Genomic DNA, 24,368 nt, shown 5'->3' on the forward strand with positions numbered 1-24,368 from the left:
CGACGCGCTGCTGGAGAAGCTCAAGTCGAACATGCAGGAAGTGCGGGCGCGCGGCGGGCAGCTGTATGTGTTTGCAGATTCGGACTCGCATATCGCGAGCGAAGAGGGCATTCACGTGATCCGCATGCCGGAGCACTATGGGCTGCTCTCGCCGATCCTGCACGTGGTGCCGCTGCAGTTGCTGGCGTATCACACGGCGTGTGCGCGTGGGACCGATGTGGACAAGCCGCGGAATCTGGCGAAGTCGGTGACGGTGGAGTGAGGTTTACCTCTCCCTGTTTATAAGGCGAAACGAAGAATAAGGGCGCTGAAACAGGTTTTCAGCGCCCTTGCTGCTTCTGAGTCTCGCCACTGGGCACTATCCCGCTTTCCAGCGGTGGGTGCCGATATTCGCAGGTAACTGCGGACGCGCGGGTGCGATCCTGGCACCGGCCCCGCCCCCCTCCTCCCCAGCAAAACCACCCAATCTCCCGTAAACTACCCCCCTGACCCAACGCACCACCCGTGCCCCCACCCTGCCACCACCATGTTCTCTCCCTCCGAAACCCTCCCCACCGACAAACCCGCCCTCTACGCCACGCTAGCCGCCCAGGCCCGCGCCCTGATAGAAGGTGAATCCAGCGTAATCGCCAACGCGGCGAACTTCTCCTCGCTCGTATTCAACTCACTGGAAGGCCTCAACTGGGCCGGCTTCTACTTCTTCGACGGCACCGAGCTCGTCGTCGGCCCGTTCCAGGGCAAGCCGGCCTGCGTGCGCATCGGTCTCGGCAAGGGCGTCTGCGGCACGGTGGCGCAAACGCGCGAAACCCAGGTGGTCCGCGACGTTCACGCGTTCCCCGGCCACATTGCCTGCGATTCGGCTTCGCAATCGGAGATCGTCGTGCCGCTCGTCGCCCCGGACGGTACGCTCATCGGCGTGTGGGACGTGGACAGCCCGCATCTCGCGCGCTTCGACGAAGAAGACGCGAAGGGCATGGAAGCGCTCTGCCGCACGTTCGTCGAATTCGGCTGGCAAGCCGCCGCGCGCACGGTCTAACGATAGAACGCAGACGGCGCGATCCCGAAGTGCCGCTTGAACATCGCCGCGAAGGCGCTCTGGCTTGTGTAGCCGTGATCGAGCGCCACGTTCACGATTTTCTCGCCGTGCGCGAGCCGCTCCAGCGCGAGAAAGAGCCGCGCGTGCTGGCGCCAGCGGCCGAACGTCATGCCCGTTTCGCGCTGGAACGCGCGGTGCAGCGTGCGCTCGGCCATGCCCAGCATCTGCGCCCACTGTGCGATTTCGTGACCCTGCTCAGGTGCCGCAAGAATGGCGTCGCACAGGCGGCGCAGCCGCTCGTCCTCGGGCCACGGCAAATAGAGCGGCAAGCGCGGAATCGCGGTTAGCTCCGCCAGCAGCAGGTGCATCAACAATTCGTCGCGGCTGCCCGCCGCGTAATCGAGCGGCACATCCACCGCCGCGAGTATCAGCTCGCGCAGCAACGGCGGCACATCGACCACACAACTGCCCTGCGGCAGCCCCACCGTTGCGCCGGGCTCGATGAACACGGTGCGCATGCACACGTTACCGCTCATGCGCACCGTGTGCTCGAGGCCCGCATCGAGCCAGACCGCCCGCGTGGGCGGCACGACCCAACGGCCCGTGTGCGCCTCGATCAGCATTACCCCTTCGCTCGCATAGAGCAGTTGCGCGCGGCGGTGCTGGTGCGGCTCGATAAATGCGCCGTGCGGATAGTCCGCGGCAAGCGCCGCAACGGGCATCGGCGTGTCTTCGAAGCGGACGTGAACATTGTGGGGCGGGCGCTCGATCATGGCTGGCATTTTTGCGATAGCTTTCGCCATTTTAGCGCGAGACCGTCCGGGCATCTGGCGGGCATCATCGGGACTCCCTTGGTTATCCGGAATGCGCCGATGCCCTCGCTCTACGCCCTCTTCCCCCTGGTCGCGATCCTTCTGTGGTCCGGCAACGTGATGGTTTCCCGCCTCTCGGCGCACACCATCGATCCGTATGCGATCACGTTCTGGCGGCTCGCGCTCGCCGTGGCCCTCATGAGCCTGTTCGTGCTGCGGCCCGCGTGGCGCAATCGCGCAGCCATCCGTCCGCAGTGGCCCAAGCTCGCATTCCTCGGCCTGCTGGCGATGGCGCTGTTCCAGTGTCTCTCTTACGAAGCAGCCAGGACCACCACGGCCACGAACATGGCGATCATGACCGCCCTCGTGCCCCTCCTGACGATGCTGCTCTCCGTCGCACTGCTCGGCGAGACACCCACCGCCGGCATGCTGTGCGGCGGCGCGCTCTCGTTCGCGGGCCTCGTCTATCTGATCACGGGCGGCGCACCGTCCGTTCTGCTCGCGGGCGGTGTGCATCTGGGCGATCTGCTGATGCTGGGCGCCGCACTCGCCTATGCGCTCTACAGCGTCTTGCTGCGGCGCTGGCACGTGGGTCTGCCCTCGTGGCAATCGACCTATATTCAGGCCATCGCTGCGCTGCTGGTCATGTCGGTGCTGATGCTGCGACTGCCGTTGCACGACGCGCTGCCGAACCGCGCCAGCTTGCCGCTGATCGCCTATGCAGGTGCGCTCGCTTCCGTCGTCCTGCCTTTCTTCTGGATGCAGGGTGTGAAGCACCTCGGGCCCAACCGTTGCAGCATGTTCATGAATCTGTTGCCCGTCGCCACGGCGGCGCTCGCGGCGGGTGCGTTCGGCGAGCAGCTCCACGTCTGGCACCTGACGGGAGGCGGCACGGCCCTCGCCGGCGTGCTGCTCGCGCAAACCTGGCGCCAACCACTCACCTGGCGCGCTTCGCGTGAAACTGCGGGCGAGACCACAAGCTCCTGAGCAAAGCGCGATAATGTACGTACCATTCTCAGCGTGCAGAATCTTATTTCATCAGGATTACCAATCTTTTTCCACCGGATGCTCGCGTAGAAATTCCACGAACGCGCGCAACGGCGCCGGTAAATGCCTGCGCCCCGGATAGTAGAGAAAAGGCCCGGAAAAATTCTGCCACCAGGGCTCCAGTATCGGCTCCAGCGCCCCGCTGTCCAGGTGCGGGCGCAACATGCCCTCGAACAGATGCACGACGCCCACACCCGCGAGCGCCAGGCTGATCGCCAGATCGACGGCCGCGCCGGGTCTGACCACCAGCGGCCCGCGCGGGTCCAGCCGCACGAGCTCACCCGCGTGCTCGAACTGCCAGACAGCCATCGCGCCGCCCGAAAATTGGCCACGCAGGCACGCATGCGCCAGCAGTTCGCGCGGATGCGAGGGGCGTCCGTGCAAATCGAGGTAAGACGGTGCCGCCGCCGTCGCGAAGCGTTGCACGCGCGGTCCGATCGGCACCGCGATCATGTCCTGTTCGAGACGTTCGTCGTAGCGGATGCCGGCGTCGCAGCCAATCTCCAGCACGTCGACGAATCCATCCTCCACCACCACTTCCACGCGTATCTCGGGATACGCGCGGTAGAACGCCGCAAGGATAGGTGGCAGGATGATCCGCGCGGCGCTCGACGGCACGTTCAGGCGCAGTGTGCCCACCGGCCGTTCGCGAAAACCGTTCAGCACGTCAAGCGCCGCTTCCATTTCGGTGAAAAGCGGCGCGAGCCGTTCGAGCAGGCGCTGCCCTGCCTCGGTGGGCGCCACGCTGCGCGTGGTGCGGTTCAGGAGCCGCAGGCCGAGTTTCGTCTCCAGCCGGCGCACGGCAGTGCTGAGGCTCGATGCCGAAACCCCGGCCACGCGCGCTGCGTCGCGAAAGCCGCCCGCGCGCGCAACCGAAACGAAAGCGGCCAGATCATTCATCTCCGAGGACATTGTTCACCTTTTTGAACGGCCCGTGCACATCTGCGCGGATTATCCAACAAGGCGAAGCTTGCCATACTGCGGGCATCCCTTTCCAAGGAGAAACATCATGACGAATCCCGCACCCGTCAACACTTACCCGCTCGCCGGCCGCACCGTCAACCGCATGGGTTACGGCGCCATGCAGCTCGCCGGCCCCGGCGTGTTCGGGGCGCCCCGGGACCGCGCGACGGCTGTGGCCGTGTTGCGCGAAGCGCTGGCGCTGGGTGTCGATCACATCGACACGAGCGACTTCTACGGGCCGCACGTCACCAACCAGATCATCCGCGAGGCACTGCATCCGTATCCGGACCCTCTCGTGATCGTCACCAAGGTCGGCGCCGTGCGAGGCAGCGACGCTTCATGGCTTGCCGCGCAGGAGCCCGCCGATCTCGAACGCGCGGTGCACGACAACCTGCGCAATCTGGGGCTCGACGTGCTCGATGTCGTGAACCTGCGCGTCATGGGCAACATTCACACACCGAGCGAAGGCTCGATCGCGCGCCAGGTCACGGCGCTCGCGGAACTCAGGGAGAAGGGGTTCGTGCGCCACGTGGGCCTGAGCAACGTGACGGCAACGCAGGTCGCCGAGGCCCGGCGCATCGTGCCCATCGTCTGCGTGCAGAATCACTACAACCTCGTCGAGCGAGCCGACGATGCGCTCATCGACGAACTCGGCCGCGAACAGATTGCCTACGTGCCGTTCTTCCCGCTGGGCGGCTTCACGCCGATCCAGTCGGATGCGCTCTCACGCATTGCACGAGGATTGGATGCCACGCCGATGGCTGTTGCGCTCGCATGGCTCCTGCATCGCGCGCCCAATATCCTGCTGATTCCCGGTACATCGTCGCTTTCGCATTTGCGCGAGAACGTTCGGGCGGCTCAATTGCGGCTCGCCGATGCAACGCTCGCCGAACTCGATGCCATCGGTAAGCATTCCGAAGCACACTGAGCGACGACGCAGCGACGCCACAACGGGCGATTGGGCCCACCGGCGCCCAATCGCCGTCTCTTCAGGCAGATGCGATCAGAACGCCTGACCGAAGAAGCCGCCCGGCGCGAGCGACACGCCGCGCAGCACTTCGCCGAAGCCGGCGTTGCGCAGCGTGACGAAGCGCTCCTGCGCCGTGCCCGCCGCCGACGTATTGCGCAGCACGTCGCGAATCGCGACGAGGCGGTTCGGATCGGCGCCGGTATCGCCGTTGCCGCTCACCGTGGAGGTGATCGCCCAGATCGTGACCGTGCCGTCGCCATCGACGTGGCCGGTCAGGTTACGCAAGCCGTCGGTGGCCGGTGCCCACGGCAGGCCCGTCGCGCTGTTCGAGCCGGTGGGGTAACCCGCAACCGTGTACGGCGTGCCCAGGTTCAGGCCGTTCTGCAGCGTGTAGACCTGCGTCCACGACTTCGTGCTGGCGTTGTACACCCACTTTTGCAGGCCCGCCTTGCTCTCGGCGGCAGCATGCGTGTACAGATCCGCACCACCCACGTAGCCGTCGCCTTCGTCCGCAACGTAGAGCGTGGTTGCATTTGCGAACCAGATTCCGAACGGATAGGCCAGCGTGGTCGCCGACTTGTTCGGCGTGGACGGGAAGCCCGCGAGGATACAGACGTTGTTCGGCAGGCCGTTGGACTGCACCGTTCCCGGCGTATAGGCAAGCGGCGTGGCGGGCAGTTTCGCGCCCGCTGCCGGCACACCCACGCCCGAGGGACAGGCCGTGCCCGTCGTATCGACGAAGTACACCGTGTTCACGCCATTGCTGCCGCTGCCCTTCGTGAAATACACAACGTTGTTGTACACGGTCAGGCCGCGGAAGTTATCGTCCTTGCCGACCTTGTCCGGCTTCGCGCCCAGCTCCGTCACCGAAAAGCTCGCGAGCGGTGCGGGCGTGGCGGGTGTTTGCTGCGACTCGTGTTCCGTCGTCGCGTCAATGAACTGCGCGCCCGCGCCGAGTATCACGTTGACCGGCTGCGGATTCGAGCCGTTGCCCGCGTTGCCCACGGTGTAGTAGAAGCCGGGTTTGCCCGCGCTGTTGTTCAGGATCGCGCTGCGGCCGTTGTTGCCGCTATAGGCGTTCGTTTCGGTGAAGCTGAAGTGGCCTTCGGGGTCGAGGCGCGCAACGGCGCGATAGAACGCCTGGCCATCCGGATTCGTCGGATCGCTCGCGCCCGGCGTGTTCGAGTTCGAGACGTCGATGACATTGACCGGCGCGACGTAACCCATGAACGTCAGATAACGTCCGTCGCTGGAGAGGTTGAGCGCGAGTTCCGACTTCGAGCTAAAGCTCGTCACGAGCTGATCGTGGCCTTCGCCCGGATGCAGACTGTTCGGCACTTCGAGCGTGTGCACCACCTGGCCGCCAGGCGTGATGGTGTCGAGGAACACGCGCGCCGTCACGCCGAAGCTCGGATCGTAGAGCACGTTGTTCCAGACGTAAGGATACGTCCCGTCGCTGGTCGCGCCATTGCCTGCGGGGCAACCCGCCTGGGTACTCGCGCAATTGGGCGGCAGCGTCTGGCCGGCCTGCACGTTGCTCGAAACGTTGTCGTACACGCTGCGGCTTACGACCAGCAGGCCCGGACCGCCGAAAAACAGGCCGGGAACCTGGGCGATTGCGGTGGTGCTGGCAGCAGCGAGAGCGAGGGTAAGGAGAGAAGCACGAACTGCGATACGCGGGGAATCGATGGCCATCTGTAGCGTCTCCGTAAGGAATTGAAAACTTCTTGTGCGGACGAGCGGGAAGGACAATCGACGCTACCGTAACGGCAATTTATGACGTATTTGTTGCAGCCGTGCGGGTCTCCCTGGAAAAAAATATTTAAATAATATTCAGGATAATTAATCAATCTCCGATACAAATCCTCAAGAGCGCACCGCCGCACCGCTCACCGATTCGGCCGGCTGCGTGCGGCAATACCGACCGAGCCCGACGATGCCCACCAGCGAGATTGCCGAAAGCAGGGTGAAAAAGAGCGCGAGCGGCAGCCACTCTCCCTGATACTTCTGCGCGAGCACGGTACCGATGAGCGGCGTGGTGCCGCCGGCCAGCGTCGCGCACAACTGATACGCGATGGAGATGCCCGAATAGCGCACGCGCGTGGGGAAAGCCGGGGTCATGAAACCCGCAATCACCGCATAGATCGCCGAGAGCGTCACGACGGCAATCGCGATCCCCGCGACAATCGCGAGCGGCTGCTGCGTCTTGACCAGCAGGAACATCGGATACGGCGTGAGCATCGAAGCGATCGCGGCCCATGTGAGAAAGCGCGCTTCGCCGAAACGCTGCGCGAGCCACGCGGAAACCGGCTGCGACAGCAGCTGGATCAACGTCACGACGAAGAGGCAGTCGAGGATAAACGACTTCGACATGCCGAGATAAGTCGTCGTGTACGAGATCATGAACGTGTTGGTGAAGAAGAAGCCTGCGGAACCGATGGTCGTGGCGGCAGCGGCCATCACGATGGGATACCAGGCAGTGCGCAGCACTTCGGCCACCGGATACTTCGCCACGGCGTTGGTGCTGCGCACGCGTTCGAACTCGGGCGATTCTTTCACGCTGAGCCGGACGGCGAGCCCGATCAGCAGCAACAGGAAGCTGCCGAGGAACGGCAGGCGCCAGCCCCACGAAACGAAGCTCGCATGATCGAGCGACGTGACGAGCCGAAACGTGAGCAGGGAAAGAATGAGGCCCGCGGGACTGCCCATCTGCGGGAACGAAGCAAAGAAGGTCTTGCGGCCCTGCGGGGCATGCTCGCTCGCCATCAGCACGGCGCCGCCCCACTCTCCGCCCACCGCAATGCCCTGCAGAATGCGCAGCAGCACGAGCAGCACGGGGGCCCAGATACCGATGGTTGCGTAGCCCGGCAAAAGACCGATGCCTGTCGTCGCGATCCCCATCAGGAACATGGTGAGCACAAGCATCTTCTTGCGCCCGATCCGGTCGCCCAGGTGGCCGAACACGGCGCCGCTCAGCGGACGTGCAACGAAGCCCACGAGAAACGTGCCGTACGACGCCATGGTGCTGAGAAAGTGATTGCTGCCCGGAAAAAACACGTCGCCCAGCACGAGGGCCGCCGCAGTCGCGTAGGTGTAGTAGTCGTAAAACTCCACCGCCGTGCCGACGAAGGCCGCAATCGCCGCACGCACGGGCTGGTGGGTCTGGGTAGGGTTAGACATGAGCGTCCTGTAGCGGAGAGTTTCGTTGATTTATCCGTCGCCGAAATACGTTCGTACAATTCCGTTTTTTTATCTGGAGCATTAGTGGGGCTTATTCTTGCGTTCGAGCCCTGCGCGGAGTATTTCGCAGGCCCATGCGCAAGGGCATGCGTATAATTTCCGCGGATTTCGCCTTCAGCAAGAGGCCCGCGATGAGCAAAGACACGCCCGACACCTATCTGAACGACCGCCTCGACTGGAATCTGCTGCGCACCTTTCTCGCGATTGCACGCGAAAAAAGCGTGAGCCGCGCGGCCACGCGACTGCATCTCACACAGCCCGCCGTGAGCCAGGCGCTGCGCCGTCTGGAGGAGCAACTGGGCCTGCGCCTCGTCGACCGGCATGGTCCGCGCATCGAAGTGACCCAGGCCGGCATCGAAGTCCAGAAGATCGCCGAAGACATCTACGGCACCATCTCGCGCCTCTCGCTCACCGAAGTCGATCGCGAGCACGACATCTCGGGCATGGTGCGCATCGGCATCGTGAGCGGTATCGACTTTCCTGCCTACGACGATTTCCTCGCCGGGTTTCATCGCACGTATCCGCGCATCGAGTTCGAAAGCCAGGTGATGCGCAGCGCCGATGTCGTCAACAGCCTCCAGCGCAAGGCCACCACGCTCGGGCTCACGCCGCGCCGCGCGCTGCCCAAAGGGGTGGAAAGCCGCGTGTTCCTGCGCCAGCGCTATGGCCTGTTCTGCGGGCGGCATCATCCGCTCTTCGGGCGCGAAGACGTGCGCGTTGCCGACCTCGCGAGTCAGGCGTTCGTGTCGTTCACCGGCGACAAGGTGGGGGACCACATGTCGCCGCTCACCATCTTTCGCGACGAAATGGGCTTCACGGGCCGCGTGATCGCGTCGTCGTCGAGCATGGCCGAAGTGCGGCGCTACATCTTCGCGGGGCTCGGCATAGGCTGCCTGCCCGAGCACATCGTGAGCGACGACATCGCGCGCGGACGCTTCCAGCGTCTGCCGCCCGATGAAGGCGTCGCCGACGTCGATCTGTATTTCCTCTGGTCGCAGGACCGCAAGTTCAACGCCGCCGAAGCGGCGTTCATGAGCGCGCTGCATGCCTTCCTCGATGCGCAGGAAGCGGAAGGCACGGAATAGCGGATCAGCCGGTCAGGGGTCAGTAACCGCGCTTCACGTCCACGACGTTGCTGAGCGGCTCGCCCGCAGCGAGGCGCCTTGCGTTGTGTGCCACCTGTTCGCCTATCGTTCTCGCACTGGCTACCGATGCCATGTGCGGCGTCACGATCAGATTCGGCGCACGCCAGAGCGGATCGTCGGCAGGCAGCGGCTCGACAGGAAACACGTCGACCACCGCGCCGCCCAGCTGGCCGCTTTCGAGCGCCGCGAGCAGATCGGACACGGCCAGATGCTCGCCGCGCCCCACGTGGATCAGTTTCGCGCCCGGCTTGAGCTGGCCGAACGTCGTTGCATCGAGAATGCCGCGCGTTTCGCCGGTGAGCGGCAGAAGACAGACGAGCACATCGGTACCGGCGAGAAACGGCGCGAAGCCATCGGCCCCCTCGAAAACTGTCACGCCCGGCAGTTCGCGTGCACTACGTGCCCAGCCCCGCACCGAAAAGCCGTGGTGCAGCAGATCAAGCGCCACGCGGCTGCCGATTTCGCCGAGTCCCATGACCCCGACCGTGTATCGCGCGGGATGCACCTGCTCGGGCCGAAACCAGTGCCCACGCGCCTGATTGCGCAGCACCAGATCGAGTTGCCGATGGAAATGCAGCACACCCCACGTGACGAACTCGCTCATGCCGCGCGCATGCTGCGGGTCCACCACACGGCACACCGGCAACGCGGGCAGCGTCGGGTCGCAGAGAATGTTGTCCACGCCCGCAGCGATGCTCTGGATAAGCCGCAGGTTAGGCATCTTCGCGAGCGCGCCGGGCGGCGGGTCCCAGCATGCCGCAACCTCGGCAGAGGCAGCACCGGGCTCGCCGTGCATCACAACCGTGAATTCCGGCGCGGCGCGCTGGATCGGCGCGACGAGATGAGACATGTCGTAGCTTTTGCTCAAAAGCGCAATGGTGGTCATGTTCGGCCTATGCTCAACTACGGTAGTCGCCCAGCTTCGCGCCACTCGGGTCGTCGATGAGCCGCAGCGCGGCGCGCCATGCCGTTTCGGTGATCCCGGCCGAATCGTCGCGGTTGAATTGTGCCGCCGTGCGTTCACAGACTTCTTTCGGCGGAAAGATCAACTTCGCGCTGCCCGCCAGTGCCTGAACCTGCGCCTGGCACGCGCGCTCCAGAAAATAGATCTCGTGGAAAGCCTCGGCCGCCGTTGCGCCGCCCGCCAGCAGGCCATGATTGCGCAGGATCATCGCCTTGTGGTTTCCGAGGTCGCGCACGAGCCGCTCGCGCTCAGCGAGATCGAGTGCAATACCCTCGTAGTCGTGATACGCCACCTTGTTGTAGAACTTGAGCGCATGCTGGCTGATCGGCAACAGCCCTTGCTCCTGCGCCGAAACCGCAATGCCCGCCGCAGTGTGCGTATGCACGACGAAATGCAGATCGTGACGCGCCATGTGGATGGCCGAGTGAATCGTGAAGCCCGCGGCGTTCACGCGAAAGCGCGCCGGGTCGGTTTTCGCGCGTTCGTCGATCACGTTGCCCAGGTGATCGATCTTCACGAGGTCGGAGGCGCGCATCTCATGAAAGAGGAGTCCGTAACGATTGATGAGGAACGTAGGCGGCTCGCCCGGCTGGCCGGGCAGGCGCGCCGAGATATGCGTGTCGATCATGTCCGTCATGCGAAAGTGCGCGACGAGGCGGTAGAGCGCCGCGAGATCGGTACGCACAGCCCATTCGTCGGCCGCAAAGGTGTGAGGGCCGCTCTGGCTGGTGGATTCGTCGCTGGCGTGCATGGTGTCTCCGGTTGCCTGGCAAGAATGCCTTTATCGGAGATCAAAATGCCGATGTAAAAGTCTCTTTTTTGATCGTATGTATAAGCGGCATTAATGATGGACAACGGCGGGCGCACGAGCGCCCCAAGAAAAAAGCCGCGGTCGTCATGACCGCGGCTTTCAATCGCTTTGCTTACCTGGACCAATCAGCGTGAACTGCCGCCCCGGCCGTCGCCCCCCGGCGCACGAGCCAGGCGCACAGGCTCACGCCTGCGGATCGGAATTGTCGGCCTGCTGGGCGCTGTCGTCCGCCGGCTTGTCTTCCTCTTTCTTTTCGACCATCGATTCCAGCGCGCCCGCGCCTTCGAAGCCCGCGACCGCGGCGGCAGCCTTGGTCAGAAAGCCCGCGTCCGGATCGACCTTCTCCGCCGCTTCCACAGCAGCCACGGCGCCGGCCACTTCACCCACTTTATCCAGAATGCCCATATGATTCTCCACTTGAATGAATTACTGCCTCGCCTCAGAGACCGGCCGGCATTCCCGCCACGCCGGCCGCCAGTCAACTGTCGCGCGCCCCGCAAGACGCGCATGACAACTCATTCTGGGCGACCGAAACGCGCGCATCAATCACATTCCGCATGAATTGACAATCTTTAACCATTGAAATGTTGCGCCGCGTCAAGCATCGGACTACAGTGAAGTCTGTCTCCTCCATGTCTCCACTGATATGGTTCAAGCCCGCCTCGTTGCGGGCTTTTTTCTGTCCGGGTTCTGGCCTTGCTTTTGCGTCGATATCGGCTGCTGGCATAATCGGCATCCCACGCAACCTCACGCCCGACCGTCCCATGAGCCTGCACACCTGGTGGCTGTACCTTGCCACCGTCTTCGTCGTTTCCGCCATTCCCGGCCCGAACATGCTGCTCATCATGACGCACGGCGCCCAGTACGGGCTGCGGCGCAGCAGCGCCACCATGGCCGGATGCCTGTCCGCCCTCGTGCTGATGCTCTCGGTTTCCGCCGCCGGTCTTGGCGTGTTCCTGCAGGCGTGGCCCGCCATGTTCAATGCCCTGCGCCTGATCGGCGCCGCCTACCTCGTCTATCTCGGCGTCAAGGCCTGGATCGCGCGGGTGCCCGAGGAGGCTGAAGCGACAGCCGGGCAGCCGGCATTGGCTGCGGCGTCCGCGCGGCGGGCGGGTGCGCTCTATCGCAACGGCTTTCTCGTTGCGAGCAGCAATCCGAAGGCCATCCTTTTTGCCGCGGCGCTGCTGCCCCAGTTTATCGACGCAAGCCGCCCCACGCTGCCGCAATTCGGCGTGCTCGTCGCGACCTTCGCCGTCGTGGAGGTCAGCTGGTATCTGGTCTACGCGTGCTGCGGCACGCGCATTGGCGCAACGCTCAAGCGCCGTCGCGTGGCGAAGGCGTTCAATCGTCTAACCGGCGGGGTGTTCGTTGGTTTCGGCGCCATGATGGCGCTCGTGCGGCAGTAGATTCTCGCCACTCAAAAACAAGGCAGCCGGCCGAGACACCCTGCCCGGTCCGGCTGCGACGGTGCTTGCAACAAGCCCGCCTCAATAGGCGCCCGACCGCAGAATCGGCGTCATCTGCGCATTGAAGCCGTTCACCAGGTCGTGCTCGCCCACGCCGGGGTTCGCACGCAACGCCTTCGCATTTTCCACCAGCACTTCATCGGTGTCCGTGCCGAGCACGGCCATCGTTTCTTCGATGAACGCGTCGAGCGGCATGGCCGCCTCGGCTTCGCGGCTGTTCATGAGATCCGTGCGCACCCAGGGCGGCGCGATCTCGAGCACGCGCACGCCGGATTCCTTCAGCAAGAACCGTTGCGAAAGCACGTACGAGTGCAGCGCTGCCTTCGTTGCCGAATACACGGCGGTAGGCGCGAGCGGCACGAACGCGAGCACCGAGGTCGTGTATGCAATCACGGCGTCCTGCTTCGTCTTGAGATGCTCCACGAGCGCTGCGGTAAGCCGCAGCGGACCCACGAAGTTCGTGGTGACCGTGTTCTCGAGCAGGGTGTCGTCGAGTGCGCCGTCGGCTTCGTCGGGCAGCATGATGCCCGCGTTGTTGATGAGCACGTTGAGTTCGGGATAGTCGGCGATCAGTTGCGCCGCCACGCGCTTCACGCTCGCCGCATCGGCCACGTCGAGCACGACCGAAGCCATGCCGGGGTTCGCCGCAACCACCTCGTCGAGTTGCGCGCGGCGACGGCCTGCGATGATGACGCGATTGCCGCGGCGATGCAGCGCTTCGGCCAGGGCGCGGCCAATGCCCGATCCGCCGCCGGTGATGAAGATCGTGTTGCCGGAAAGTTTCATGATGGACTCCGAAATAAAAGATATAGAAGCTGTCAAACCAGAGAATGTCGAACCGGTTCAGGCGGGAAAGCGGTCGCCGAACATGGGCAGGCCGCTCACCGATTGCTCGCGCGTTGCTTCGTCCTGCAACACGTCCCAGTGCTCCGCCAGCTTGCCGTTTTCCATGCGCACGACGTCCGCTGCAATCCATGCGGCGGGACGGCCATTGCCCGAAAAGCGGCCGTGCGCGATCACGTAATCGCCTTCGGCCACGATCAGCTGGTTTTCGTAGCGCAGCCCGTCGGGCAGCGTGCGCACGAGGTCAAAGAGGCCCTCGCGGCCCGGTGCGATATGCGCGCTGTGCTGGATATAGCGATCGGACCAGAAGGTTGCCGCGGCGGCGTAGTCGCGGCGATTGAATAACGTTTCAAAGGCCTCCAGCACGAGGGCCTTGTTCTGCTCGGGGGTGGTCTTGCTCATGGCGGTCTCTACCTCGATGAAGTTGCACGGATCAAAGATCGGGCGGCAGCGCGGGAGCGCGGCGGGGAACCCGCCGTCACGCCCTTGCCAGGCTTCGATGAGACAAAGGTAGTGGCACGGCGGCCCGTGCGGTAGTCATCGCATCCGGCTAACACTTATGTGCCGGACGCATGAGTCGCGCAATCAGCCGCCGGCGGGGCTGCGCCCGAAGTCGGCAAGGAGGTGTTCGACCACGGCGCGGGCCGCCGCACGCGTCGCGCGGCCCATCGGAAACCACGCGTGCATGGGGATGCCCGGCAGGGTCCAGTCCGCCAGCAGGCGCACGAGGGAACCGTCGTCCAGTTCGCGGCGGCAGGCCCACTCGCTCGTCGAGGTGATGCCGAGCCCCGCCACCGCGGCCGCCACGGCCCCCTCGTTTTCGTTGACCCAGAAGTGCGGTTCGAGGTCGAGCGAGACCTCCTCCTCGCCGCGGCTGAAAATCCATGCGCTGGAGACGTCGGCGGCCGGGCCGCCCACGATGCGATGCGCGTTCAGCGCTTCGGGCGTGGCCGGCGCGCCGTGCTGCGCGACATAGCGGGGCGAGGCGATCACGAAACGCGGAATGGTGGTGATGAGCCGGGCCGTGGCCGACGAATCGCCCAGCCGCCCAAGGCGGAACGCCACATCCACGGCTTCCTTCACGAAGTCGCGCGGGCGGTCGCCCACCAGCATCTGGATGCGCAGATCGGGGTGCTGCACAGCAAAGGGCGCGAGGCGCGGGATCACCTCGCGCACGGCGATGCTCGCCGGCATGCTCATGCGCAGCGTGCCGCGCAGGTCCGCGCCTTCGCGGATGCTCTGCTGCGCGTCGTCGAGCGCGGCGAGAATGGCATCGAGCCGCGCGAGGAACTCGGCGCCCGCCTCGGTAGGCACGACCGCGCGGGTCGTGCGCGAGAGCAGCCGCACGCCCAGCTCGGTCTCGAGGTCGGCGACGATGCGCGAAACCTGCGATTGCGACATGCCCCATTCGCGCGCGGCGGCCGAAAAACTGCCGAGGCGGGCCACGCGGGTGTACAGGCGAAGCGAAAGGATGTCCTTCACGGCGGCGGTCTTATCGGGAGCCGAAACCGCCACAGGCTAGCCGATTGATGCGTCGCGCGCAAACCCGGACAGGTGCCGGCATGCCGCACAATCCAGCGCGCGGCCATGCGGCGCGAGCGCGTAAAATGCGCACATTCTCCTTTGCCTCGCCGCCATGAAGCATCACCAGAACGCCATTTTTCAGGCCCTCGCCGCAGCTGCGCTATTCGGCGCCGCCACGCCGCTCGCAAAAGCGCTGCTCGGCACGCTGCCGCCGTTCATGGTCGCAGGGTTGTTCTATCTGGGCAGCGGCGTTGGACTCGCACTCCTGATCGCCCTGCGCCGCAGCCGCCGCAAGGCAGGCGCGCACGAAGCCGAAAGCACGTTGAAGGTTAGCGAACTCCCCTGGCTCGCCGGTGCGATCGCCGCCGGCGGCGTGGCGGGGCCTGCACTGCTGATGCTGGGCCTGAGCAGCACGGCCGCCGCGGCGAGTTCGCTGCTGCTCAATCTCGAAGGCGTGTTCACGGCGCTGATCGCGTGGCTCTGCTTTCGCGAGAATGTCGATACGCAGATCTTTCTCGGCATGCTCGCCATTGTTGCGGGCGGCGTCCTGCTGTCGTGGCCGGCTTCGCATGCGGGCTTTGCGCCCGGCGCGCTGCTCGTCGCCGCCGCGTGCCTGTGCTGGGCCATCGACAACAACCTCACCCGCAAGGTGTCCACCAACGACGCCATGGTGATCGCCTGCCTGAAGGGCATGGTCGCGGGGCCGGTCAATCTGGGCATTGCGCTGCTTCTGGGCGCGCACTGGCCCGCCGCCGGCACGCTGGCCGGCGCGATGACCGTGGGCTTCGCGGGCTATGGCGTGAGCCTCGTGCTCTTCGTGGTGGCCCTACGCGATCTCGGCACGGCGCGCACCGGCGCCTATTTCTCCGTTGCGCCGCTCTTTGGCGTGGCGATTTCACTGCTCCTGTGGCCGGAGCGCCCTGCCGCCACGTTCTGGCTTGCGGGCGCGCTCATGGCGATCGGCGTGTGGCTGCACGTTCGCGAGCGGCACGAGCACGACCACACGCACGAAGCGCTCGATCACACGCACCGGCACCATCACGACGCGCATCACCAGCACGAACACGACTTCGACTGGGACGGCACCGAACCCCATACCCACGCCCATCATCACGCGCCCATCACCCACCGTCACGCGCATTACCCGGACGTGCATCACCGCCACTCGCACTGAGCGGCCATGCGCGGACGGACATGCGAGGAGAGACTGCCATGACGTCCGTTGTCCGTGAGCTCACGCTCAATCTCGATGCCGCTCGCGCGTGGGACGCGCTGCGCGATCCCGGCAATGTCGGCAACGTGTTTGCGGGCGTGCTGGTCGACGCCGTTATCGACGGCGACCTGCGCACCGTGACGTTTGCGAACGCAAGCGTGGTGCAGGAGCGTGTGATCGCCATCGACGAATCGCGAATGCGGATTGCCTATACCGTTTGCGGCGATCGCTTCGAACACCATCATGCGTCGATTCAGGTGTTTCCGGATACGGCCGGGCGGTGCCGGGTCGTCTGGATCAGCGATTTCCTGCCGGACGCGCGGCGCGAAGTGGTCGAGCCGCTCATGGACGCCGGTTGCGCGGCGCTTGTGCGTAATGTGCGTTGAGCGACGTTGGGGGCGCTTTTGATCGCGCAGTCCCCCGCCGTGGACGCATTCGCGCACGCTCCAGTCTGCCCCCTTCCCTGCAGGACAAAATAGAACGACGGTAATTCGGATCGCCGTGGCAGAACGGCGGATCGTTCGGAGCGGCAGGTTTTGCCTGACCGTTAGTTGCATTAAATAGATCCCCTTATCTCTTCTTGTCGCACCGACGCCACGTGCCTCCCGCGAATCACTTCTGCGGGCATGGCCAATGCGCGCCGCCACACGTGTGCAAAGCGTTCCGGGGAACGCACGGTCGTCCGATGACGCAGCGCGCCAGGTACAGGCAATGCGCAACCGCGTTCAACCACACACTCACGCTGCACGATCGACATCAACCTGACCGAGGGAGGAGTCCATGTCCGCAAAGCCATCCATGACCGACGTCGCGACCATCCGCAAGCGCGCCCGCGAACACGTTAACGAAGGGGCCGTCACCGCGGGTTATCACGCCGATCGCGAGACCGTTCTGAAGCTGCTCAACGACGCACTCGCGACCGAGCTGGTATGCGTGCTGCGCTATCGCCGTCACCATTTCATGGCGCGCGGCATTTCGTCGAAGAGCATTGCCGACGAGTTTCTCCAGCACTCGAACGAAGAGCAGCAGCACGCGGATCAACTCGCCGAGCGCATCGTGCAACTGGGCGGGGAGCCCAACTTCGCGCCGGACACCCTGAGCAGGCGCGCCCACGCGGAATACGTGGAAGCGGACACGCTGGTTGGCATGATCCGCGAGGACCTGGTCGCGGAGCGCATTGCCATCGACAGTTACCGCGAGATCGTCCAGTACCTGGGCGACAAGGATCCCACGTCGCGCCGCGTGGTGGAGAGCATCCTGGCGGTGGAGGAAGAGCACGCCGAAGAATTGTCGGACCTGCTCGCGGGCCTGCCTGGCGACAAGAATCACTGAGAGTGATGCTTGCAATCTCTAACCCATTTACAACGGAGTACGAAATGTCCAGCAAACTCGCAGGCTGCAAGGTAGCGGTACTCGCCGTAGACGGTTTCGAACAGGCCGAGCTGTTCGAGCCAAGACGCGCGCTGCAGGAAGCCGGCGCCGAAGCGCACGTGGTTTCCGCGAAGCCGGGCAGAATCCAGGGTTTCCGGCACACAGAAAAGGGCCACACGGTCGAGGTCGACGTCACCTTCGACAAGGCGCGGCCCGAGGAGTACGACGCGGTCGTGCTGCCCGGCGGCGTAGTCAACGGCGATGCGATCCGGCTGCTGCCCGAGGCCCAGGAGTTCGTGCGCGCCGTGAACAAGGCGGGCAAGCCCATAGGCGTGATCTGCCACGGCGGGTGGTTGCCCATCTCGGCGGGTCTCGTGAAAGGACACAAGATGACGAGCTGGCCGAGCCTTCAGGACGATATCCGGAATGCGGGCGGTACCTGGGTCGATGCCCAGGTGGTGGAAGACGGCAACTTCATCACGAGCCGCAAGCCCAACGATCTGCCGGCGTTCAACAAGAAGCTGATCGAGCAGATCGCCAAACACAGTCACCATCGCCCTTGATTCAGAGGCTTGTTCGATTAGCCGGAGCGTCCAGCATGAATGTCCAGTTCATCGATGACGAAGCCCGTTACGACGGCGCCAATCTCGTGGTCCGGTTCGGCGCACGCGTCGATGGCAAGCCCGTGGCGTGCGCCATCACTGCGGAGGCGCTCGAAGACCACTTCGGCGCGCACTCGTCGCTGGAGGGCGCGTTGCTGGACGCCTTTCGCGCCCATCGCCGGCGCATCGAATCCCTCTGCGTGCAGGCGCTCGGACGCAGCGGCGCGACAGCCGTCACGCTGCATAGCGGATTCGTGAGAATGATCGAGCAGCAGGAACAACACCCATAACAGGCATGACAGGCCGCCGCGGCTGGCGCACGCTCACGTGCATCGTTGCGCCGCTGAGGATGGTCTCGATAGCGAAAGTCAGGGACCGCACGAACACGCAAGGAGATTTTCATGGCACCGATTCCTCCCACCCCAGCGCCCGGCGGCACCGGCGCCCGTATCGTCGGCAAGGGCGATTCGACCGCCGCGGGCCCCGGCCCCGACATCATGGCCGCCAGCACGCTCGACAGCGACCGCGTCCTCAGTTCGGACGGCGAAGAAGTCGGCAAGATCAAGGACATCATGCTCGATGTCCAGAGCGGCCGCGTCGCCTATGCCGTGCTTGCGAGCGGCGGCTTTCTCGGCATCGGCAACAAGCTGCTGGCCATTCCGTGGAGCGCGCTCACGCTCGACACGTCACGCAAGTGCTTTTTGCTCGACGTATCGGCCGAGCGCGTGAAGGCCGCCCCGGGCTTCGACAAGGACCAGTGGCCCACCATGGCCGACCCGGACTGGGCCGCCACGCTGCACGAGTACTACGGCGCCGATCCCTACTGGGACGACCCCGACACCTTGAGCCCGCGCGACACGCGCCCCGGTACGGACCGCTCGCAAATGTAGTCGTACGTGGGCGTCGTCGCGCCACACGGCGGGTGTGCGTGCTCGACGCCGCCCGCCCTCAAGCAACGGAGGCAGACATGCCACTCAGCAAAGGCAAATCGCGCGAAGCGATCTCGAAGAACATCAAGACCGAGATGAAGGAAGGGAAATCGCAGAAGCAGGCCGTGGCGATTGCATTGAACCAGGCGCGCAAGGCGGGCGCGAAGATTCCGAAGAAGCACCGCAAGTAGGGCCACCACGAGTGCCACCACGCATCACGCGAGACACACGAATGAACACGTTCGATTTCGATCAGCGCGTCGAGGAAATCCAGCTTGCGCTCGCCGAGGTGTTCCGCTCGCCGAAGGCACCTTCGGTGAGCTCTCTCGACGAAGGGGACACGTTTTACATGCAGTTGTCGTGGGTCGTCGAATCGCATCGCGACACGACGCTCGACGCGCGCTGCTCCGTGACACTACGCTTCGCCCGCGCGCAGATCGACCGCTATGCGCGCCTCGACACGCGTGCCCGCCACGAAATCCAGCAGCGCATCTGCGCACAGGTGCGCGAACGATTCGAGGCCTTGCAGGCGCCGCCCTCGGTGGAAGGCGAATGCGCGATCGAATTGACCTTCGCCGATACCGATTTCGATCCCGCCAATCGCAGGGATTGATTCCGCAGTCTCACTTTCCCTCAGCCCTCCCGCCGTCGCACGACGGCGGCGACATCCTGCGCATGCCCGCTTCGATTGTCGGGTAACATCCGCCCACGTCCCGACCGATCCCGACCAACAAGGAGAACGTGCATGCCTCGCCGCCTCGTCAGCTTGTGCGCGGCGCTGATGCTCGCCGGATGCTCGGCCAGTCAGCTCCCCGCCACCCGCGATGCCGCCGCTTTCGGGCAAGCACCCGGCGCCCGGCCGGTGAAGGTCATGATCGTCACGATGTTCGGCCCCGAGGCGAAGACCTGGCTCGACCGGCTCGGCCCCTGGGACACCATTCCCGTTGCGGGCCTCTCGCCCGATTACCCGGTAGTCCACTGCAATCGCGACGCTGTCTGCGTCATGACGACGGGCATGGGCCACGCCAACGCGGCCGCTTCCACGATGGCGCTCGCATTCGCTCCGCAGTTCGACCTGCGCCAGACCTGGTTCCTCGTCGCCGGGATTGCCGGTGTGAATCCCGAGCAGGGGACGCTGGGCTCGGCGGCGTGGTCGGACTACCTGGTGGACTTCGGGCTGCAATGGGAGATCGACAGCGACGGGCGGCCGGCCGGCTGGCCCACCGGCTACCTGGGCATCAACACGAAGCGCCCGGCCGAAACGCCCACGCTCGACTACCGCACCGAGGTCTTCCGGCTGAATCCGCGCCTCACCGACGCGGCCTATGCGCTCACCCGCCACGTCGCGCTTGTCGACAGCCCCGAGATGCAGGCCGCGCGCGCGAAGTACGGCTATGCCCCGGCGAACCGCCCACCCACGGTGATTCGCTGCGATTCCGTGGCCGACGACACCTGGTGGTCTGGCGCCGCGCTCGGCGCGCGAGCCAGCGAATGGACCCGCCAGCTCACGGCCAACCACGGCGTGTATTGCATGACGCAGCAGGAAGACAACGCGACTCTCGAGGCGCTCAAGCGCGCGGCCGCCGCGCATCGTGCGGATCTCGACCGCGTGGCGGTGCTGCGCGCCGGCTCCGATTTCGACCGCCCGTACGCAGGCGAAACGGCTGCACACAACCTGCTCGACTACGCCGCTCAAGGCGGCTTCGCGCCCGCGCTGGAAAACCTCTATCGCACCGGCAATCCGCTCGTGCAAGCCATCGTTGCGCACTGGAGCGACTGGCGTGACGGCGTTCCTTCGCAGTAACATCCAGTTCCAAAGCAGTCCTGACAAATTCACCTAGATCGCCGCTCGCGAATAAGCACATACGAGCCATTCAACGCGAGCAAGCCTGTAACGCCTCCGTGAATTCCACCTGCCATACCGGATCCTGCGAAAAGGCGGCAAGATCCGCGTGCAGATCGCTGGCGTGCGCTTCCATGCAGTTGTGCCGGTTCGCCTCGGCGGCGCGCGGCAACATCACGATCGCCGCCGTCAAACCACCCACCGCCAGCGCACAGATCGCGCAGCCAATCGCCCAGCGCCATCCTTCTCCCGACGCCCCCTTTGCTTCTGCTCTACAGGCCAAAGTCGAATCGTTCATCATCCCCCCTCAAATGATTAGCAAGACAATCGTTCAGCGAAAAAAAAGCCGCCACCCGTCACGCGAGTTCTTTGCGGATATTGCGCATGCCCGTCACCGTCGATTCGAACAGATCCGTGCCCACTTTCGTCCTCAGCCTGCGAGCGACATCGGCGCTCGCACCATTGATCGGACCGTCGATCGCGAGGCCCTCATCGGTCGGAAACAGGCCCCACTCGCGGCCGTCCGCCTCACCCTGGCGGCGCTCGAGCAGTTGCTTCTCGCACAGATTGTCGACGAGACGCGTGGCCGTAGGCCGCGCGATGCCGAGCGTCTGCGCGACGTCGCTCGCCAGGCAGCCGGGCTTCGCCAGCACGACGCGCAGCACGAAGCCCTGCGCCGGCGTCAGGCCGAACGGCGCATAGGCGGCGCTCCACTCGCGCTCCACGAGCCGCGCCAGCGCAGACGAGTTGAAGTAAAGGCAATGATCGAACATGGTGTCATCAAACCACGAATTGATTAGCAAGGCAATCATTATCGCGAACCTGTGAAAGCCGGCGGCGTGCATCCGCGAGATCGAATACCCCACTAATTGACCAGGAAAAGCGGCTGCCTGCCGACCGCCGCCAAGAAAAATTCTTATATAAGACTGCCTCATTCCCACGGCCTTTCACAAGGGTCTTTCCCAGCTTGACAGAGAATAGAGGGAACAATCAGGAAAACCCCGACGATGCGGTCAGTGCCCCCGTAACGCGCCGCCAGCCCTTGCCCGGCGGGGTTTCGCCGCGGCGACGTTTTCACGGCGCTGTCGCACGGACGGCCGAAAATAGCCCAACTTTCGCGCCTGTCAATATCGCGCAACCGCTTTCCACAATATGAAATTCATGCACAGTTCGGCCCCTGCCCGCCTGAAATTCAGGCAAAATCCAGGTGTTTCGCCGACTGCGCGCAGCCGGTGGTGTCGCCACCCCGTTTTTGAACCCCGCCAAGAAGCCGATCGATGAGTACCCAGCAACCCACCATCATCTATACCCTGACCGATGAAGCGCCGCTGCTTGCCACCAGCGCGTTTCTGCCGATCATCCGCACCTTCGCTGCGCCGGCCGGCGTGAACGTCGAGACCAGCGATATTTCCGTGGCGGGCCGCATCCTCGGTGAATTCCCCGAGTTCCTGACCGAGGAACAACGCGTGCCGGACAACCTGGCTGAACTGGGTCGTCTCACGCAGCTGCCGGAAACCAACATCATCAAGCTGCCGAACATCAGCGCATCGGTGCCGCAGCTCGTCGCCGCGATCAAGGAGCTGCAGGGCAAGGGCTACAAGATCCCCGACTATCCGGAAGATCCGAAGACCGAGGAAGAGAAGGCCATCCAGAAGCGCTACTCCCGGTGCCTCGGCAGCGCGGTGAACCCGGTGCTGCGCGAAGGCAACTCGGACCGCCGCGCGCCGCTCGCCGTGAAGAACTACGCGAAGAAGCACCCGCACAGCATGGGCGAGTGGAGCATGGCGTCGCGCACTCACGTCGCGCACATGAAGCACGGCGACTTCTATCACGGCGAAAAGTCGATCACGAACGACCGCGACCGCGAAGTCCGCATGGAGCTCGTCACGAAGGGCGGCGAGACGATCGTGCTGAAGCCGAAGGTCAAGCTGCAGGCCGGCGAGATCGTGGACAGCATGTTCATGAGCAAGAAGCACCTGCTGGCGTTCTACGAAGAGCAGATGGAAGACGCGCGCAAGACCGGCGTCATGCTCTCACTGCACGTGAAGGCCACCATGATGAAGGTTTCGCACCCCATCGTGTTCGGCCACGCGGTCAAGGTGTTCTACAAAGAAGCGTTCGAAAAGCACGCGAAGCTCTTCGAAGAGCTGGGCGTGAACGTCAACAACGGCATGGTCGATCTGTACACGAAGATCGAAGCGCTGCCGGAGTCGAAGCGCGAAGAAGTGATCCGCGACCTGCACGCGTGCCACGAGCACCGTCCGGCGCTCGCCATGGTCGATTCGGCCAAGGGCATCTCGAACCTGCACGCGCCGAACGACGTGATCGTCGACGCCTCGATGCCCGCCATGATCCGCGCCGGCGGCAAGATGTGGGGCGCCGACGGCCGCCCGGCCGACACGAAGTGCCTGATCCCGGAAAGCACGTTCGCGCGCATCTACCAGGAAATCATCAACTTCTGCAAGACCAACGGCGCATTCGACCCGAAGACGATGGGCACGGTGCCCAACGTCGGCCTGATGGCGCAGAAGGCCGAAGAGTACGGTTCGCACGACAAGACCTTCGAAATCCCGCAGGACGGCACGGCACGCATCGTCGACAACGCCACGGGCGAAGTGCTCGAAGCGCTCACGCAGGAAGTCGAGCAAGGCGACATCTGGCGCATGTGTCTCGTGAAGGACGCGCCGATCCGCGACTGGGTCAAGCTCGCCGTCACGCGCGCGAAGAACTCGGGTATGCCGGTGGTGTTCTGGCTTGACCCGTATCGTCCGCACGAGAACGAGCTGATCAAGAAGGTCGAAACGTACCTCAAGGACTACGACACGACCGGCCTCGACATCCACATCATGTCGCAGGTTCGCGCAATGCGTTACTCGCTCGAGCGCGTGATCCGCGGTCTGGACACGATCTCGGCCACGGGCAACATCCTGCGCGACTACCTGACCGACCTGTTCCCGATCATGGAACTGGGCACGAGCGCGAAGATGCTTTCGATCGTTCCGCTGATGGCGGGCGGCGGCATGTACGAAACGGGCGCGGGCGGTTCGGCACCGAAGCACGTGCAGCAGCTGGTTCAGGAAGACCACCTGCGCTGGGACTCGCTCGGCGAATTCCTTGCGCTGGCCGTCTCGCTGGAAGACCTCGGCATCAAGACGAACAACGCGCGCGCCAAGCTGCTCGCGAAGACGCTCGACGCCGCCACCGGCAAGCTGCTCGACAACAACAAGGGCCCGTCGCCGAAGACCGGCGAGCTGGACAACCGCGGCAGCCAGTTCTACCTCGCGATGTACTGGGCGCAGGAACTGGCCGCGCAGAAGGAAGACGCGGAACTCGCCGCTCACTTCGCGCCGCTCGCGAAGACGCTGGCCGAAAACGAGCAGACTATCGTTGCGGAACTGAGCGCGGTGCAGGGCAAGCCGGTCGATATCGGCGGCTATTACAAGCCGGATTTCGCGAAGCTCGCCGAAATCATGCGCCCGAGCAAGACGTTCAACGCTGCGCTCGAAGCGGCCGCGAAGTAAAGCCGCGAAATAAGCGGGTTCGCGTCGTCACGCCCCGCAGGCTCCGGGGGCGTGCGGGGCCGAAGGAT

At 64.5% G+C, this 24,368-nt stretch carries 27 protein-coding genes and 1 pseudogene; 16 read left to right on the forward strand and 12 right to left on the reverse strand.

Features of this window, described 5'->3' with window-relative positions; genetic code table 11:
* Both U5760_RS28485 and U5760_RS28490 read left to right on the forward strand, forming a co-directional pair.
* Nucleotides 1–262, forward strand: a pseudogene (locus tag U5760_RS28485) (glutamine--fructose-6-phosphate aminotransferase); the annotation flags it as partial.
* Between the two features lie 264 nt (nucleotides 263–526).
* Complete coding sequence (locus U5760_RS28490; RefSeq protein WP_322015659.1) at nucleotides 527–1,036, forward strand: GAF domain-containing protein; 510 nt, start codon at nucleotides 527–529, stop codon at nucleotides 1,034–1,036.
* Here the strand turns inward: U5760_RS28490 and U5760_RS28495 are convergent.
* Complete coding sequence (locus U5760_RS28495) at nucleotides 1,033–1,809, reverse strand: AraC family transcriptional regulator (protein ID WP_415914195.1); 777 nt, start codon at nucleotides 1,807–1,809, stop codon at nucleotides 1,033–1,035. The two genes, U5760_RS28490 and U5760_RS28495, sit on opposite strands and share 4 nt — an antisense overlap.
* A 99-nt stretch (nucleotides 1,810–1,908) precedes the next feature.
* On the opposite strand from U5760_RS28495, the gene U5760_RS28500 reads away from it, so the two are divergent.
* Nucleotides 1,909–2,835: a DMT family transporter gene (locus U5760_RS28500; protein ID WP_322015661.1), complete on the forward strand. Its 927-nt coding sequence runs from the start codon at nucleotides 1,909–1,911 to the stop codon at nucleotides 2,833–2,835.
* A gap of 57 nt (nucleotides 2,836–2,892) precedes the next feature.
* Here the strand turns inward: U5760_RS28500 and U5760_RS28505 are convergent, their stop codons facing one another.
* Nucleotides 2,893–3,795 (reverse strand): LysR family transcriptional regulator, encoded by a 903-nt coding sequence (locus tag U5760_RS28505; RefSeq protein ID WP_322015662.1) that lies wholly within the window; start codon nucleotides 3,793–3,795, stop codon nucleotides 2,893–2,895.
* A gap of 109 nt (nucleotides 3,796–3,904) precedes the next feature.
* Between U5760_RS28505 and U5760_RS28510 the strand changes: the two genes are divergently transcribed.
* Nucleotides 3,905–4,786, forward strand: a complete 882-nt coding sequence (locus U5760_RS28510) for an aldo/keto reductase family oxidoreductase (RefSeq protein ID WP_322015663.1) — start codon at nucleotides 3,905–3,907, stop codon at nucleotides 4,784–4,786.
* 75 nt (nucleotides 4,787–4,861) lie between these two features.
* Here U5760_RS28510 and U5760_RS28515 read toward each other — a convergent pair whose 3' ends face one another.
* Nucleotides 4,862–6,523, reverse strand: coding sequence for a hypothetical protein (locus U5760_RS28515; protein ID WP_322015664.1), 1,662 nt, complete (start codon nucleotides 6,521–6,523; stop codon nucleotides 4,862–4,864).
* 171 nt (nucleotides 6,524–6,694) lie between these two features.
* Entirely contained in the window at nucleotides 6,695–8,008 is a 1,314-nt protein-coding gene (locus U5760_RS28520) for an MFS transporter (RefSeq protein WP_322015665.1), read from the reverse strand.
* Between the two features lie 191 nt (nucleotides 8,009–8,199).
* On the opposite strand from U5760_RS28520, the gene U5760_RS28525 reads away from it, so the two are divergent.
* Nucleotides 8,200–9,153: a LysR family transcriptional regulator gene (locus tag U5760_RS28525; protein ID WP_322015666.1), complete on the forward strand. Its 954-nt coding sequence runs from the start codon at nucleotides 8,200–8,202 to the stop codon at nucleotides 9,151–9,153.
* 19 nt (nucleotides 9,154–9,172) lie between these two features.
* Here the strand turns inward: U5760_RS28525 and U5760_RS28530 are convergent, their stop codons facing one another.
* The 3 genes from U5760_RS28530 to U5760_RS28540 form a co-directional block, all read right to left on the reverse strand.
* On the reverse strand, nucleotides 9,173–10,099 hold the full coding sequence (locus U5760_RS28530; RefSeq protein ID WP_415914194.1) for a 2-hydroxyacid dehydrogenase: 927 nt from the start codon (nucleotides 10,097–10,099) through the stop codon (nucleotides 9,173–9,175).
* A gap of 13 nt (nucleotides 10,100–10,112) precedes the next feature.
* A complete protein-coding gene (locus U5760_RS28535) occupies nucleotides 10,113–10,928 on the reverse strand; it encodes a class II aldolase/adducin family protein (protein ID WP_322015668.1) in 816 nt (271 codons plus the stop codon).
* A gap of 243 nt (nucleotides 10,929–11,171) precedes the next feature.
* Complete coding sequence (locus tag U5760_RS28540; RefSeq protein WP_322015669.1) at nucleotides 11,172–11,393, reverse strand: hypothetical protein; 222 nt, start codon at nucleotides 11,391–11,393, stop codon at nucleotides 11,172–11,174.
* Nucleotides 11,394–11,752: 359 nt separating this feature from the next.
* On the opposite strand from U5760_RS28540, the gene U5760_RS28545 reads away from it, so the two are divergent.
* Nucleotides 11,753–12,394: a LysE family translocator gene (locus U5760_RS28545; RefSeq protein WP_322015670.1), complete on the forward strand. Its 642-nt coding sequence runs from the start codon at nucleotides 11,753–11,755 to the stop codon at nucleotides 12,392–12,394.
* Between the two features lie 81 nt (nucleotides 12,395–12,475).
* Here U5760_RS28545 and U5760_RS28550 read toward each other — a convergent pair whose 3' ends face one another.
* The 3 genes from U5760_RS28550 to U5760_RS28560 form a co-directional block, all read right to left on the reverse strand.
* The gene (locus tag U5760_RS28550; RefSeq protein WP_322015671.1) at nucleotides 12,476–13,240 is read right to left on the reverse strand and encodes an SDR family oxidoreductase; all 765 of its coding nucleotides are present in this window, start codon (nucleotides 13,238–13,240) and stop codon (nucleotides 12,476–12,478) included.
* Between the two features lie 57 nt (nucleotides 13,241–13,297).
* The gene (locus U5760_RS28555) at nucleotides 13,298–13,699 is read right to left on the reverse strand and encodes a nuclear transport factor 2 family protein (RefSeq protein ID WP_322015672.1); all 402 of its coding nucleotides are present in this window, start codon (nucleotides 13,697–13,699) and stop codon (nucleotides 13,298–13,300) included.
* Between the two features lie 183 nt (nucleotides 13,700–13,882).
* The gene (locus tag U5760_RS28560) at nucleotides 13,883–14,779 is read right to left on the reverse strand and encodes a LysR family transcriptional regulator (protein WP_322015673.1); all 897 of its coding nucleotides are present in this window, start codon (nucleotides 14,777–14,779) and stop codon (nucleotides 13,883–13,885) included.
* Between the two features lie 154 nt (nucleotides 14,780–14,933).
* Here U5760_RS28560 and U5760_RS28565 point away from each other — a divergent pair, with 154 nt between their 5' ends.
* The 9 genes from U5760_RS28565 (at nucleotide 14,934) to U5760_RS28605 (ending at nucleotide 20,740) form a co-directional block, all read left to right on the forward strand.
* The gene (locus U5760_RS28565; protein WP_322015674.1) at nucleotides 14,934–15,995 is read left to right on the forward strand and encodes a DMT family transporter; all 1,062 of its coding nucleotides are present in this window, start codon (nucleotides 14,934–14,936) and stop codon (nucleotides 15,993–15,995) included.
* Nucleotides 15,996–16,033: 38 nt separating this feature from the next.
* The gene (locus tag U5760_RS28570; RefSeq protein WP_322015675.1) at nucleotides 16,034–16,420 is read left to right on the forward strand and encodes an SRPBCC family protein; all 387 of its coding nucleotides are present in this window, start codon (nucleotides 16,034–16,036) and stop codon (nucleotides 16,418–16,420) included.
* Nucleotides 16,421–16,814: 394 nt separating this feature from the next.
* Entirely contained in the window at nucleotides 16,815–17,366 is a 552-nt protein-coding gene (locus U5760_RS28575) for a ferritin-like domain-containing protein (protein ID WP_322015676.1), read from the forward strand.
* A gap of 44 nt (nucleotides 17,367–17,410) precedes the next feature.
* Nucleotides 17,411–17,968: a type 1 glutamine amidotransferase domain-containing protein gene (locus U5760_RS28580; RefSeq protein WP_322015677.1), complete on the forward strand. Its 558-nt coding sequence runs from the start codon at nucleotides 17,411–17,413 to the stop codon at nucleotides 17,966–17,968.
* Between the two features lie 35 nt (nucleotides 17,969–18,003).
* The gene (locus U5760_RS28585) at nucleotides 18,004–18,297 is read left to right on the forward strand and encodes a DUF1488 domain-containing protein (RefSeq protein WP_322015678.1); all 294 of its coding nucleotides are present in this window, start codon (nucleotides 18,004–18,006) and stop codon (nucleotides 18,295–18,297) included.
* 111 nt (nucleotides 18,298–18,408) lie between these two features.
* A complete protein-coding gene (locus U5760_RS28590) occupies nucleotides 18,409–18,897 on the forward strand; it encodes a PRC-barrel domain-containing protein (RefSeq protein WP_322015679.1) in 489 nt (162 codons plus the stop codon).
* A gap of 77 nt (nucleotides 18,898–18,974) precedes the next feature.
* Nucleotides 18,975–19,127: a DUF6496 domain-containing protein gene (locus U5760_RS28595; protein WP_322015680.1), complete on the forward strand. Its 153-nt coding sequence runs from the start codon at nucleotides 18,975–18,977 to the stop codon at nucleotides 19,125–19,127.
* Nucleotides 19,128–19,168: 41 nt separating this feature from the next.
* Nucleotides 19,169–19,549, forward strand: coding sequence for a DUF3022 domain-containing protein (locus tag U5760_RS28600; RefSeq protein WP_322015681.1), 381 nt, complete (start codon nucleotides 19,169–19,171; stop codon nucleotides 19,547–19,549).
* A gap of 132 nt (nucleotides 19,550–19,681) precedes the next feature.
* Nucleotides 19,682–20,740: a purine nucleoside permease gene (locus U5760_RS28605; protein ID WP_322015682.1), complete on the forward strand. Its 1,059-nt coding sequence runs from the start codon at nucleotides 19,682–19,684 to the stop codon at nucleotides 20,738–20,740.
* Between the two features lie 70 nt (nucleotides 20,741–20,810).
* Here the strand turns inward: U5760_RS28605 and U5760_RS28610 are convergent, their stop codons facing one another.
* Together U5760_RS28610 and U5760_RS28615 are read right to left on the reverse strand one after the other, a co-directional pair.
* On the reverse strand, nucleotides 20,811–21,077 hold the full coding sequence (locus U5760_RS28610) for a hypothetical protein (RefSeq protein WP_322015683.1): 267 nt from the start codon (nucleotides 21,075–21,077) through the stop codon (nucleotides 20,811–20,813).
* Nucleotides 21,078–21,135: 58 nt separating this feature from the next.
* Entirely contained in the window at nucleotides 21,136–21,552 is a 417-nt protein-coding gene (locus tag U5760_RS28615) for a MarR family winged helix-turn-helix transcriptional regulator (protein ID WP_322015742.1), read from the reverse strand.
* A gap of 504 nt (nucleotides 21,553–22,056) precedes the next feature.
* Here U5760_RS28615 and U5760_RS28620 point away from each other — a divergent pair.
* Entirely contained in the window at nucleotides 22,057–24,300 is a 2,244-nt protein-coding gene (locus U5760_RS28620) for an NADP-dependent isocitrate dehydrogenase (protein WP_322015684.1), read from the forward strand.
* Nucleotides 24,301–24,368: the final 68 nt, after the last annotated feature.

Origin of the sequence: Paraburkholderia sp. J12, assembly GCF_905220215.1 — a bacterium.
Taxonomy (GTDB): Bacteria; Pseudomonadota; Gammaproteobacteria; order Burkholderiales; family Burkholderiaceae; genus Paraburkholderia.

Excerpts from the sequence above, each read along its gene's own strand:
- U5760_RS28490 (WP_322015659.1), top strand. The coding sequence starts at position 527 with ATGTTCTCTCCCTCCGAAACCCTCCCCACCGACAAACCCGCCCTCTAC.
- U5760_RS28545 (WP_322015670.1), top strand. The coding sequence starts at position 11,753 with ATGAGCCTGCACACCTGGTGGCTGTACCTTGCCACCGTCTTCGTCGTT.
- U5760_RS28575 (WP_322015676.1), top strand. The coding sequence starts at position 16,815 with ATGTCCGCAAAGCCATCCATGACCGACGTCGCGACCATCCGCAAGCGC.
- U5760_RS28510 (WP_322015663.1), top strand. The coding sequence starts at position 3,905 with ATGACGAATCCCGCACCCGTCAACACTTACCCGCTCGCCGGCCGCACC.
- U5760_RS28620 (WP_322015684.1), top strand. The coding sequence starts at position 22,057 with ATGAGTACCCAGCAACCCACCATCATCTATACCCTGACCGATGAAGCG.
- U5760_RS28555 (WP_322015672.1), bottom strand. The coding sequence starts at position 13,699 with ATGAGCAAGACCACCCCCGAGCAGAACAAGGCCCTCGTGCTGGAGGCC.
- U5760_RS28520 (WP_322015665.1), bottom strand. The coding sequence starts at position 8,008 with ATGTCTAACCCTACCCAGACCCACCAGCCCGTGCGTGCGGCGATTGCG.
- U5760_RS28515 (WP_322015664.1), bottom strand. The coding sequence starts at position 6,523 with ATGGCCATCGATTCCCCGCGTATCGCAGTTCGTGCTTCTCTCCTTACC.
- U5760_RS28595 (WP_322015680.1), top strand. The coding sequence starts at position 18,975 with ATGCCACTCAGCAAAGGCAAATCGCGCGAAGCGATCTCGAAGAACATC.
- U5760_RS28535 (WP_322015668.1), bottom strand. The coding sequence starts at position 10,928 with ATGCACGCCAGCGACGAATCCACCAGCCAGAGCGGCCCTCACACCTTT.
- U5760_RS28570 (WP_322015675.1), top strand. The coding sequence starts at position 16,034 with ATGACGTCCGTTGTCCGTGAGCTCACGCTCAATCTCGATGCCGCTCGC.
- U5760_RS28540 (WP_322015669.1), bottom strand. The coding sequence starts at position 11,393 with ATGGGCATTCTGGATAAAGTGGGTGAAGTGGCCGGCGCCGTGGCTGCT.
- U5760_RS28495 (WP_415914195.1), bottom strand. The coding sequence starts at position 1,809 with ATGATCGAGCGCCCGCCCCACAATGTTCACGTCCGCTTCGAAGACACG.
- U5760_RS28525 (WP_322015666.1), top strand. The coding sequence starts at position 8,200 with ATGAGCAAAGACACGCCCGACACCTATCTGAACGACCGCCTCGACTGG.
- U5760_RS28505 (WP_322015662.1), bottom strand. The coding sequence starts at position 3,795 with ATGAATGATCTGGCCGCTTTCGTTTCGGTTGCGCGCGCGGGCGGCTTT.
- U5760_RS28605 (WP_322015682.1), top strand. The coding sequence starts at position 19,682 with ATGCCTCGCCGCCTCGTCAGCTTGTGCGCGGCGCTGATGCTCGCCGGA.
- U5760_RS28500 (WP_322015661.1), top strand. The coding sequence starts at position 1,909 with ATGCCCTCGCTCTACGCCCTCTTCCCCCTGGTCGCGATCCTTCTGTGG.
- U5760_RS28565 (WP_322015674.1), top strand. The coding sequence starts at position 14,934 with ATGAAGCATCACCAGAACGCCATTTTTCAGGCCCTCGCCGCAGCTGCG.
- U5760_RS28600 (WP_322015681.1), top strand. The coding sequence starts at position 19,169 with ATGAACACGTTCGATTTCGATCAGCGCGTCGAGGAAATCCAGCTTGCG.
- U5760_RS28550 (WP_322015671.1), bottom strand. The coding sequence starts at position 13,240 with ATGAAACTTTCCGGCAACACGATCTTCATCACCGGCGGCGGATCGGGC.
- U5760_RS28615 (WP_322015742.1), bottom strand. The coding sequence starts at position 21,552 with ATGTTCGATCATTGCCTTTACTTCAACTCGTCTGCGCTGGCGCGGCTC.
- U5760_RS28590 (WP_322015679.1), top strand. The coding sequence starts at position 18,409 with ATGGCACCGATTCCTCCCACCCCAGCGCCCGGCGGCACCGGCGCCCGT.
- U5760_RS28580 (WP_322015677.1), top strand. The coding sequence starts at position 17,411 with ATGTCCAGCAAACTCGCAGGCTGCAAGGTAGCGGTACTCGCCGTAGAC.
- U5760_RS28585 (WP_322015678.1), top strand. The coding sequence starts at position 18,004 with ATGAATGTCCAGTTCATCGATGACGAAGCCCGTTACGACGGCGCCAAT.
- U5760_RS28610 (WP_322015683.1), bottom strand. The coding sequence starts at position 21,077 with ATGAACGATTCGACTTTGGCCTGTAGAGCAGAAGCAAAGGGGGCGTCG.
- U5760_RS28530 (WP_415914194.1), bottom strand. The coding sequence starts at position 10,099 with ATGACCACCATTGCGCTTTTGAGCAAAAGCTACGACATGTCTCATCTC.